The organism is Candidatus Angelobacter sp., assembly GCA_035607015.1.
GTDB lineage: Bacteria > Verrucomicrobiota > Verrucomicrobiia > Limisphaerales > AV2 > AV2.
On the sequence record DATNDF010000346.1, the window covers coordinates 1 to 11,569 of the forward strand.

The 11,569-nt window shown below is 60.8% G+C and carries 7 protein-coding genes; 5 read left to right on the forward strand and 2 right to left on the reverse strand.

All coding sequences use genetic code 11. The features are described from left to right. Together VN887_13850 and VN887_13855 are read left to right on the forward strand one after the other, a co-directional pair. The coding region (locus VN887_13850; protein ID HXT41090.1) for a PKD domain-containing protein at window positions 1-1,136 on the forward strand (1,136 nt) is incomplete at its 5' end. Window positions 1,137-1,230: 94 nt separating this feature from the next. Continuing rightward, window positions 1,231-2,625, forward strand: coding sequence for a hypothetical protein (locus tag VN887_13855; GenBank protein ID HXT41091.1), 1,395 nt, complete (start codon window positions 1,231-1,233; stop codon window positions 2,623-2,625). A gap of 37 nt (window positions 2,626-2,662) precedes the next feature. Here the strand turns inward: VN887_13855 and VN887_13860 are convergent, their stop codons facing one another. Next, on the reverse strand, window positions 2,663-4,282 hold the full coding sequence (locus VN887_13860; protein HXT41092.1) for a radical SAM protein: 1,620 nt from the start codon (window positions 4,280-4,282) through the stop codon (window positions 2,663-2,665). Window positions 4,283-4,486: 204 nt separating this feature from the next. Then, complete coding sequence (locus VN887_13865; protein ID HXT41093.1) at window positions 4,487-7,123, reverse strand: glycoside hydrolase family 38 C-terminal domain-containing protein; 2,637 nt, start codon at window positions 7,121-7,123, stop codon at window positions 4,487-4,489. A gap of 260 nt (window positions 7,124-7,383) precedes the next feature. Between VN887_13865 and VN887_13870 the strand changes: the two genes are divergently transcribed. From VN887_13870 to VN887_13880, 3 genes are all read left to right on the forward strand, one after another. Further along, complete coding sequence (locus tag VN887_13870; protein HXT41094.1) at window positions 7,384-9,384, forward strand: alpha/beta fold hydrolase; 2,001 nt, start codon at window positions 7,384-7,386, stop codon at window positions 9,382-9,384. A 328-nt stretch (window positions 9,385-9,712) separates the two neighbouring features. Then, window positions 9,713-10,345 (forward strand): translation initiation factor IF-3, encoded by a 633-nt coding sequence (gene infC, locus VN887_13875; GenBank protein ID HXT41095.1) that lies wholly within the window; start codon window positions 9,713-9,715, stop codon window positions 10,343-10,345. Window positions 10,346-10,531: 186 nt separating this feature from the next. After that, the gene (locus tag VN887_13880; GenBank protein HXT41096.1) at window positions 10,532-11,326 is read left to right on the forward strand and encodes a hypothetical protein; all 795 of its coding nucleotides are present in this window, start codon (window positions 10,532-10,534) and stop codon (window positions 11,324-11,326) included. Window positions 11,327-11,569 lie beyond the last annotated feature (243 nt).

Below are 11,569 nucleotides of genomic sequence, written 5' to 3' on the forward strand. Positions count from 1 at the left end.
AGACCAACGGCAACCATAATGCGCCTGAACCCGGCTTTGGACACGGAGGCATCGTGATTGTGGGCGGCCCGTCCAGCCATACTCTTGTCAGCGGCAACTGGTGCCATCACAACAACGGCGGCGGCATTGTCTTTCGCGGCGACGTGGCGTCCAAGGGCGCACGCTGGCGCACGCAACACTGGATAATTCAGCAAAACCGCCTCGAGGAAAACCGCTGGGGAATCTGGGGCCGCTGGGGCGACGATATCTGGATCGCAAACAACAGCATCACGAACAACACGGAAGCAAACTACTTCGCCGACGTGACCAATCTCCGAGCAGACGCGGCCGATTTCCTCGCAACACGCCAGCCGAGTGCGGACCTGCTCGGTCCCGCCGTCGGCGTCGTCGGTGAAACGCTCAATTTCGACGCAAGTGCGAGCCGCGACCCCGGAGGCCGGACACTCCACTTCCATTGGACGGTCGGCGACTTAACTGGCGACCACCCGATCTTCAAACACACTTTCGTCAGGCCCGGTTTTTACCGGCTTGGATTGACGGTTGACAATGGCGCGCTGGCGGATCTCGCGTGGCGGGACCTGATCGTGACCGCACCGGTGAAGGAGGAGATCGGCACGGAAGGCCAGGCTGCGCAATGGGGCTTCGAGCTCGAAGGCAACAATGACGGACGCGGAAAGATGCGCTTCGTCCAGGACGCGGATTCCATCGTTGGCAAGTCGTCACTGCGCTTCACGCCCGATCCGTATCCGGGCATGTACGCCACCGCGATTTTCCCCGGCGCGCGCGATGCGAAATGGGATTTTTCGGCAAAAACAAAAATCCGATTCTGGATCAAGGCGGTGAACCCGAACCTTTCCGGCTTTCAGAATCCCGGGCCGGTGCTCTGGCTCTATTGCAAGGACGGTTCAGTGAAGATCGAACCGTCCAAGGGAAGAAACCTGTTCGGCGACCTTCCGTTCAGCGAGGCGCGCTGGACGTGGATGCCCGTGGAAGTACCGCTGGCCGGCGACGCGGACTGGACGCGCACGGATTCGGGAAGAATCGATTTGAGGCTTGTCACCGGAATCGGTCTTTCGCTTGATTCCTGGGACGCCGAACCGTTCACCATCTGGCTGGACGGATTGAGCGTTGATTGACGTGTTCGATTTCCCCTTTGTTCGGTCGGCCACTTCCCGAAGACGGTTGCATTCTCCAATTCCTTTCCAATGCAGGGACTGTTATCCTCCGTTCATGTTCACCCGCCTTCCATTCGCGTTGTTTGCGCTTTGCATCGCTGGCATCTCGCCCCGGAGCGCGGAATCTGCAAATGCTGCGACCTCGAGGCCGGCCGCGTTGCAGATTGCCACATTCGACATCGATGCCACACCGCCGATTGGTTCGATGATGGCCTACGATCCGGTAACCAATCGCTGGGATCTCGGACTGAGGGCGCGCGGCATCGTATTACTCGGCGCCGGTGAGCCGATCGTGCTTTGTGCGGTGGATTGGATCGGCATAGCCAACGAGGGACAGGACGCCTTCAAAGAGACTCTGGCTCGTGGGGCGCACACGACTCCCCATCGAGTAGCTGTTCACACCTTGCACCAGCACGACGCCCCCGATTGTGATTTTTCGGCAGAGCGCATCCTTAAAGCGGCAGGGCTTGATCCGCGGCAGTACGAAGGCGGGTTCCAACGCCGGATTCTCACCAATCTGGAAACGGCGGTGCGGGAATCCGTGTCGCGGGCGGAGCCGGTCACTGACCTCGGTCTGGGTGAGGCCCGGGTCGAAAAAGTTGCATCGAACCGCCGCATTCTGGGGGCGGATGGCAAGGTCCGCGCGGTTCGTTGGACGGCCACCACGGACCCGCAGGTTCGCGCCGAACCGGAAGGCACGATTGACCCCGTTGTGTCACTCGTGAGTTTTTGGAATGGAGAACGGCCCGTGGCCGTGCTGAGTTACTACGCGACTCATCCCCAGAGTTATTACCGCACCGGAATTCCAAATCCGGATTTCCCCGGAGTCGCGCGTTTCTTCCGCCAGTTGGCAGTCCCGGCGGCTTTGCATGTTCATTTCAACGGCGCAGGAGGCAACATTGGCGCGGGCAAATATAACGACGGTTCTCCAACGAATCGTCTCGTGCTTGCCGAACGGCTAGCCGGCGGGATGCGCCGCGCCTGGGAGAGCACCAAACGCCGGCCCATCTCGGCTGCAGACGTAAGCTGGACGGTCGAGCCCGTATCCATCTCTCCTGCGAAACATCTCAGCATTGAAACACTGGAAACACAATTGAAGGACCGGGATCCGGACTTTCTCGCGCAGGGCGGCGCGTCGCGCCTTGCCTGGTTGCGGCGTTGCCGGGCGAAGCGCCAGATTGATGTTGGCTGTCTCGCGTTGGGCAACGCGCGAATTCTGTACCTTCCGGGCGAACTTTTCGTGGAATACCAACTGGCCGCCAAAGCCGAACGGCCCGGCCGGTTCGTCGCCGTTGCCGCCTATGGAGATTACGCGCCCTGGTATATCGGCACTGCCGTCGCCTACAAAGAAGGCGGTTACGAAACAAGTCCGACGGCTTCAAACGTTGGCCCCGAGGCTGAAGGCGTCCTCCTGTCAGCAATCCGCAAACTGCTCCGGCCCCAACCATGAGTCGAGAGTCCGACTTCTGACGATGGCACCGCGGTTCTCAGTGTGTGGATGCCGCCATCCCGGCCTCCTGTTGAATGCGCCGGCGTTCGGCCATGGATTCCTGAAATACGTGCTCCAGCCGTTCCTCGCTCAATTGCGTGAGCAGCGCCGCCGCGTCCTTCGATTCTCCGTGTTCGACCGCGCGCGACAGCACCTCCGCCTTCGTGGCCCCTCTTTTCTTTCCGAGGAACGGTTTGATGATGAGATAAATCACGTCGCGCGCCGGCATGTAACGCAGGAAACGCCGCAGCAGTTTGAAGGTCTGCACCGGATAATGGAGCAGCTTGTAGATGAACAGATGACGCAATCCCGCCCGGCGCGTGTCGTTGATCAGTTCCCCTTGCAGACAGGTCGGATCAATTGCCGAGCACTTGAAATACTTGTACCAATCGGTCGCCTCGTTGAGCAGGCCGCGTTTCACAAACTCCTGCCACAACGGCGTGCCGCGATAAACGCAAAGCCGGTTGAACCCGAACGTGTCCAGCGGAAGCCTTGCCGCGAAGTCAAAGGTCGCCTTCATGTCCTCGACCGTTTCCCCCGGAATGCCAACCACGAAAAATCCATGGACGATTTCGATGCCCGATTTCTTGGCGTTTCGTATCGCGGTCTCCATTTCCTCCAGCGTCTGCTCCTTTCTCAACCGGTCGAGCATCTTCTGGCTCCCGCTTTCAAGCCCGAACATCAGCGTGCGACAATGGGATTTGGCCATCGCCGGGAACAAATGCTGGGCGACGGAATCCACGCGGCCCTCGCAGCCCCATTGAATCGTGTTGCCCTGCTCGACAAGGCCGTTGCAGATCGCTTCGATCCGTTTCGGTTGCAGAAGGAAGTGGTCGTCCACAAAATACACGGCGCCATACCCCTGCTCCTGCAATTGCTTGAACTCGGCCAGGACATGCTGAGGACTCCGCGAACGCCACTTGCCCTCGTTGAAAATCGGAATGTCGCAGAACACGCATGTCCACGGACAGCCGCGCGAGGTCTGCATCGTCGTGAACCGGTCCAGCGACAGCACCGCAGGAACATCCAGCGGCATGGACTCAACGAAATCCAGAGGCAGGCTTTCGCGGTCCGGAAATGGCCATTGGTCAAGATTGCGATCCGGTTTGCGGTTCGGATTTTCCACGATCTTCCCGTCCTTCATCCAGGTCACGCTCTCGACCGGCGTCGGGTCATCCAGGTGGTTCAAAAGATCGAGGAGCAATTGCTCGCCATCCCCGCGACAGACGAAGTCCACCTCCGGGCATTGCAGCTTGACGAGCGGGGCATTAAGACTGGCGAACACGCCGCCGAACGCCAGTTTCACCTTGCTGTTCGTGGCGCGGATCGTGCGGGCGAGAATTTTCGCGTACGGATAACTGGTCGTGCTCAGAAAACTCAACCCCACGAGGGCCGGCTGCCTTTTATTGATCTCGTCTATGATGACTTCATTGGGTGTGTCGGGATTCGCCTGGTCGAACATCACGCATTCGTGGCCCGCGCGTTTCAACACCGCCGACAGCGACATGATGCCGATCGGCGGGAAGCCCATCACCCGTATGCGCCCGTTCTTTGCGCGGGTCTTGGAGGGAAGGGCGTAGAATTGCGGGTCACGGACATGGATAAGGAATACCAGCATAAGTAGCGACGTTCCGCCCCCGGCGTTTCAATGTCAAAGCTAATATTGGCCCGAGCTCGTCACTCCACCAACGCCGAGAACCAAAGTGTGACCCCGCGCGCTTCGCGCACACATCCTCCGCCCCGGTCAGGCCGTCCACAAGGATTTGAGGCTCTTCCGAAGCGCCGGAAAGGAAGGGGCGCGTGCCGGAAACGCAGAAGCGGATCACGCGCCCCGCTTTGCCGGCGCGAGTTGCAGCTTGATCGTTTTGATTTCAAACGGGTGCAAGTCAAACTGCACCGTGTCGTTGCGAACCTTCAGCGCTCTGCCGGGATCTTCCATCAGGTTCACTTCACGGGCGGAGATGACTCTGGCGTTCAGTTTGATCTTCGTTCCCGGCGCACTCTGGCCGCTCGCTTCATAGACCCGCAAAACCTTGCCGCGATCGCTTCCCGATTCGAAGGCGGTCAGCACCACATTGGGATCGGGGATTTCCAACAAGCCCCAACGACCGGGCAGCGGCCCGACGTGGGCCGTGGTTTTGCGGACCATCAGGGGATGATTGAACTCCATGCCCTCGCGCCACGCTCCGGCCTGGCGCCAGTCGCCCGTATGGGGAACGATCGCATAATGAAACGTAAGTTCCTTTCCCAATTCAAATCCGGTCTCCGAACTCATGCCCGGTTCGTATCCGCCTCCAAAGCCGTACGCGCCTAGATTATGCGATCGCATCAGCGAAAGCATCAGCGTGCCGTCGGAAGTGACGAGGTTTCCGGGCAGCCCGGCATTGAGCAGCGTGACACCGTGCTGCCCGTCACTGTAATCCACCCAGTTCTGCGCCGGAAATTCGATACCGATGGGCCGTTCGACGGAACCGAATGGAATTTCCTGGACGTTCCGACCGTGTTGAATCGCGGTCGGGAAAAGAGCCTGGTAGCGGACGTATTTTTCGTGGTTGACGAGTTGCGTTTGTACGTCAACCCGCCGCAAGCCGGTGTACAGTCTGACGCGGGTCGCAAAACTGCCGTTGGCGAACGCGTGCGAAACGGAGAACTCCGAGAACACGGGCCCGCGACGAACCGTCCCGTTTGTCCCGCTGAACCCGCTGCTGAATTGCGCCTCGCCGGGCTTTGGCGTTGCCTGCTGATTGGTCATCGCGATAAAGCTGCCGCCGTCAAGCCCACGATACAGTTCCCACAAATCTCCCTTGTCCTGTTGACGCGATACAACGTTCGCCGAAGCGGCCAGCGCCTCCCACCGGCTCGATTTGTCGAACAGGCTGGTCAATTCACCCGTGGCCGGGCTGAAAGAAGCGCGGCAGAATTCATTCTCGATGGCGTTGGTGCCCGACGTCCCGCTGTCGCTCTCGGAAGAGATGTTCGTTTTCCAGGATGCGATCGCGTGATAGGTTGAATAACCAAGCGCCGGAACTTCCCGAGCCAGGAAAGCAATTCTCGCGCGTTTCAATCCGGCGTCGTCGTAGCGGTCTGCGTGCAGAAGTTGAATGGGCACATTTTTTCCGTCGATCCCTCGCAAGTCGATGCCGGTGATTCCTGTCCCGGCAAATCCGACCTCCACTTCGGCGACGTCCGAGCGTGGCCAGCCCAGCGGGTTGAATACAACGATCGGAACGCCCTCGCCACGGGTATCGATGCGAGCCGCGATGCTTTCCCACCGGGTGTTGATGACTTCGTCCACAAGACGTTTTGAAAACTCGTAACCGCGCACGGTGTCCTCGTACACCGTGTCCGTCATGACGCCGGAAGCGAGATCGTGCGTCTGATTGAACAGCACCGGCTCCCAGGCGCTCCAGATTGCCGCGTTGTCGGGGGGCGTCCCCAGCCAGTCCGCCAACGCGTTCAGTTTTTCCGCCGTCAACAGAAACTGCTCCAGTTCCCGGGTTCGCTGTTTCAGTTCGATCCGGCTGCTGTAGGTCCCTTGAAAAATGGGATCGAAATCGCCGCGGATGACTGGCGCGTTGGAGCGTCGCGCGACCACCTTTTCGAAATCCGCCGGCACCGAGTAGCGAATTCTGAACGGTGCGTTCGTCTGGCGATTGAACTGCTCGATCAACGGCGGCACGTACGTTTCCGGCTCCGACACGTCCACGCCCGCGAGCCCGGCCCGTTCCGTGCCCCGCGCGTGCGGGTTCAACGAATCGAACCGCTCCCGAAAAAACCTTGTGAACCCCGTCAGATCGCGCGGCGGCCCATAAAACAGGCCGTAAAAACCCGGAAGCCAGAAGGCGGGAATCTCGGTGCCGTCGATTCCCTGCCAGTGGAATTCGGAAGGGAGCTGATTATCCGGCACTCCGCGGCAAAACCAGAACGACCTGTAGCCCGCCAGCTTGAGTATCTGGGGCATCTGCGGATGATGGCCGAACGTATCAAGAAACCAGCCCGTTGTCACATCCACGCCAAGCTTCTCGCGGCAGTATCGTTTGCCGTACTGGACCTGTCGCACGAACAGTTCGCCTCCCGGTTTCACATCGTCGGGCATCACGTCCATTCCACCGACGATCTCGAGTCTTCCCTCGGCGATGAATTTGCGGACCGCCGCTTCCTCCTCTGGATACCGCTCCAGAAAGGGTTTGATGTAGGCGACCTGGTCCAGCGCAAACTTGTATTCCGGGTACGTCTTTAGCAGACGCACCGCCGTCAAAATGTTTGGCAGGCCCATCTCCAGATATCCTTCCCGCGTCTTGAACACCGCTCCCTCCCAGTGCGTGTGAGGAATGTAGTAAAGCGTCTGCATCGGCGCGGACGACGGAGACTGGGCGAGAATTGGTGGGCCGAGAAACACGAGTGCGCTCAGTTGAAGCCAGGTTGCGAACGAGCGCGCGATCATGATTGGGTCTTTCATCGTGCGATGCGGTTGATTTGGCCGGTGCGGATTCAACCGCATCAGAGCGCGGGAACCAAGACCAAATCGCAGCGGACGATTTCTGCGCCGGGACGATGCGGGGAAATTCCTGGCACACGTCGCGCCACGCCGAATCCGGAGCATTGAGCGCGCGCCCGGTGCTCTGTCCGATCCGATTCACCCTTGACGTGCCTGCAATCGTTGCCGCTACTTGCCACATGCGCGCGCAATGCCACAAACGGCTCCGGTGGCTTCACGCCATGGCCTGCGTTCTGATCCTGCCGTCAGGGTTCCTCATCGGCGCCGGATCGGAGTTCGCCAACGCGCGCAGGCCGTCCAACGACGCCGAACTCCGTTTCTGGCTGGAAAACATGGTCTGGCACCATCGTTTCAGTGTTGAGGAAATTCGCGCAGCCACGAGTCTGTCGGATTCGGAAATCCGCGCCGCGCTCGAACGTTTCAATATCACGCCGGCCAACCGCCCTTCCCGCCGGCCCGACGCCCCGTTGCTCGTGTTGCCCTATCCCGGTGGACGCCATCCACGCATCGGATTTCTGGACGGCGCCGTTGACCCGCAGCGCGAAACCAAGGTCAGTGTCTTCACGCCGTGGGACCCCGCGAGCTATGTTGTAGTGGACGTGCCCGAAGCCCTCTGGTCGAACCTCGGTCTGATTTACCTCGCGCACACGCACGTTCCCACCGTGTGGTCGAAACAGAATCTTGCCTTACAGAGCCTCGAATGGAACCGCCGCGTGGACGGCACCTTTGATTTCGAACGCGTGCTGCCCGATGGAATTGCTTTCGGAACGCGCGTCCGGCCCGGCGCCGACGGTGTGCGCATGGAAATGTGGCTCAGAAACGGCACCCGTGAAACGCTGAGCGATTTGCGCGTGCAGAATTGCGTCATGCTCAAGGGCGCGGCCGGCTTCAACGCGCAGACAAACGCGAACAAGATATTGTCCAATCCGTACGTTGCCTGCCGCTCGGATGACGGCAGTCGCTGGATCATCACGGCCTGGGAACCGTGCCATCACCCGTGGGCAAACGCCCCCGTCCCCTGCCTGCATTCGGATCCCAAATTTCCCGACTGCGCGCCCGGCGAAACGAAACGGTTGCGGGGCTGGCTTTCTTTTTACCAGGGCGGCGATGTGCAGGCGGAATTTCGCCGTCTCGACGCCACGGGCTGGCGGGGCGACACCGAACCCGCCGCCCGGCGCATTGCGCCGTTCTTCCACCCGCCCGCCGCGCTCGCGGAGGACTTCGGCCGTTATCGCACACTGCTGGAGTTTGACGATGGCAGGCCCGTGCGGACGGCGGAGGACTGGGCGGCGCGTCGCCGCGAAATCCTCGCGTACTGGCACCGGTTGATGGGGGCGTGGCCCGCCCTGCTGGAGCGGCCGCGCATGGAATGGCTCGCGGAGACGCATCGCGAGAACTTCACCCAGCACAGGGTCCGCGTCGAAATCGCGCGCGGAAAGATGGCCGACGCCTACCTGCTGGTGCCGGACGGAACCGGTCCGTTTCCCGCGGTGCTCGTGCCTTATTACGAGCCGGAGTCGGGCATCGGCCGGGGCCCGGCCGATCTGCACGACTTCGGATTGCAGCTCACGCGCCGCGGATTTGTCACATTAAGCATTGGCTCGCCCGGCGGCGACGCCCGCAAACCGGATACGGGAGAAGCCTCCTGCCAGCCGCTTTCCTTCCTCGCTTACGTCGCCGCGAATTGCGCCAACGCCCTCGCCGGTCTTCGACAGGTGGACGCGCGCCGGATCGGCGTCGTCGGCCATTCCTACGGCGGTAAATGGGCGATGTTCGCCGCGTGTCTCAATGAAAAATTCGCCTGCGGCGTCTGGTCCGATCCGGGCGTCGTGTTCGACGAAGCACGCCCCAACGTCAACTACTGGGAACCGTGGTATCTCGGTCGGGGCGAAACCCGTGCGCGGAAGCCCGGCATGATCACGCCCGACAACCCGCGCACCGGCGCCTACGAACGCCTTGTCACCAGCGGCCATGACCTGCACGAGTTGCTCGCGCTGATGGCGCCGCGGCCCTTTCTCGTCTCCGGCGGATCGGAGGACACGCCGGAACGGTGGCGCGCGCTGAACCGGATCGTGGAGGTGAACCGTCTGCTAGGCCGCACAAACCGGGTGGCCATGACCAACCGGTCCGGCCACCCACCCACCGAAGAATCTAACGAACAAATCTACGCTTTTTTCGAAACCTTCCTCGGAACTTCGGACGGCGGTGAAATCAATCCGTAGAAGATCCGACGCCTCACCGCGCTCCGCGACGCCGCCCGACCATGCCGCGCAACCTCGCCCGGGCGCGTCGCCCTTTCGGGCTTCCTCCGAAGGTGCCAAACTCGTCAAGGGTGGCAAAACTTCAATTGGACCCGGCTCACTCCGGATTTTCGGTCAACTTCATGCGCCCGGTTCGTCCCCGGCAGGCGGGATTTTCGCCGCACATTCTGCTTGCGGGCGGGCGATTCGATGCGAAACTGACGCCTGTTGGTTATCAAACAAACAAAATCGTTCGCCGAAAGGCCACAGACCGAAACTGAATGCCAAAACTTAAATTGACGGAGGCTCATTGAGCCACTTTCCTCCGCGTCGCTTCGCACCTCGGGAACCCCAGCATCGTAGAAACGGAAAGATTCGCGCCCGCGAAATCCGGGTTCTCGACGAAAACAAACAACAGCTCGGCGTCATGTCGCTCAGCGACGCCCTGCGCCTGGCCCAAAACAAGGGGCTGGATCTCATTGAAATCGCCCCCACCGCCACGCCGCCGGTGTGCCGCATCGTTGATTACGGCAAATTCCGTTACGAGGAATCCAAGAAGGCGAAGGAATCGCACGGCCGCCAGTCCGGCAGCAAGATGAAGGAGCTACAGATCAGCGCCGTGATTGATCCGCACGATTTCGGAGTGAAGCTCGCCCATGCCATCGAGTTCCTTTCCGACGACATCAAGGTGAGGGTCAAACTGCGGTTCAAAGGACGCCAGAAGGCCCACAAGGAAATCGGCTTCGACGTCATGAACCGGTTTGTGCTCGCGGCCGGCGCGTACGGCCATGCCGATTCGCCCCCCAAAATGCTCGGTGACCGGGACCTGAACGTCCTGCTCACTCCCCTGCCCCGCGACAAGCGACCGAAAAAAGCGGATGCTCCATCAGCAGCGGAACCGCCGAACGACCGGCCCGCTCCGCAGACTGGCGCGTCCGGCTGACCTGTCCGGCTCCCGCTTTCGATCCGGCGTGCCGAACAGCGCGGCGTTGTTTCCCGTGGCGCTTCGTACCACCCCGACGGACGAACCGGCGGTAAACGTTTACCATCCTTCGCGGCCGCCACGGCGCGATCCGCTCCGATTGCGGTCTGGAAATCGTTTCACTCTTCGGTATGAATTGCGCAACCCATGCCAGACGAAATTGATCCGATACTTGAAATGCCGGCCACACAGCCCGCGGGTAAGCGCAGAGCGGGCTGGCGTGCCGTTTTCGTCGGGGCCCTCGCCGCCTGGCTCGTCGCCACCACCGGTCTGGTTCTGGCCGTCGTATGGAAAAATCCCGTGCAACGCGCGGTGGTTGGCATGGGCTGGGGATTGATCATCTTGTGGATCGGTGTCTGCGGTCTGGCGATGTGGCGCTGGCGCGATCTCTGGTGCCGCATGGCCGCGCGCGTTCGCCTGCCCTGGATGCTCAAGTTTGTTTTGGGCTGCACGTCGCTGGCCCTCCTCGAGGAGGCGATCACCACTCTGATGACCAACTGCGCCCCGCTGTTCGGCGTCCGGACCGGCCAGGCCTACGCCACGGCGTCCGCGAATTACTTCGACGTCGTCCTTTATCACAGCGTTGTCATTTTTGTGCCGTTGTTCATCGGCTGGGCGGTGTTGCTTCGCTGGAGAAGATTCTCGCCGTTCGCCGCCTTTGTCCTTTTTGGTCTCACCGGCATCCTCTGTGAATCTCTTGCGTTCGGACCGCAGAGCCTCGGAATGTTCGCGCTGTGGATTTTTGTTTACGGATTGATGGTCTGGTTGCCGGCGCATTGGGCGCCACCCGAACGTCCCGCCCGTGAACCAGACTGGTGGGCCTACCCGCTCGCTGTCGTGCTGCCCTTCCTGTTTCTGCCCTCGCTGTTCGTGATCGCCCCGTGGCTCTGGCTGACGGCCAAACATCCACCGATCCATTTCCCGCCGATCGGCGGCGAATGACCTGAGGCCATGCGGGCTCGAACCGATCCGTTTGAAAACGGACGCGTTCGATTGCTTCCGCATCCCGCCTCTGCTCCGGCCCACGCGTGTTTCGACGGGCGGATGGCAAAGCGATTTATTGGAATACAGATTGCATCATCCCCACCATCGCCTACACTACCGTAGGTTTTAGACAACCAGCCGATTCCAGGGCATGGAATATCTTCAGTTGAATTCGTTTTCAGTGACGATTTGAAACCCGGC

What these genes read in the sequence shown, in the direction of transcription:
- VN887_13855 (HXT41091.1), top strand. Translation starts at nt 1,231, where the DNA reads ATGTTCACCCGCCTTCCATTCGCGTTGTTTGCGCTTTGCATCGCTGGC.
- VN887_13860 (HXT41092.1), bottom strand. Translation starts at nt 4,282, where the DNA reads ATGCTGGTATTCCTTATCCATGTCCGTGACCCGCAATTCTACGCCCTT.
- VN887_13865 (HXT41093.1), bottom strand. Translation starts at nt 7,123, where the DNA reads ATGAAAGACCCAATCATGATCGCGCGCTCGTTCGCAACCTGGCTTCAA.
- VN887_13870 (HXT41094.1), top strand. Translation starts at nt 7,384, where the DNA reads ATGGCCTGCGTTCTGATCCTGCCGTCAGGGTTCCTCATCGGCGCCGGA.
- VN887_13880 (HXT41096.1), top strand. Translation starts at nt 10,532, where the DNA reads ATGCCAGACGAAATTGATCCGATACTTGAAATGCCGGCCACACAGCCC.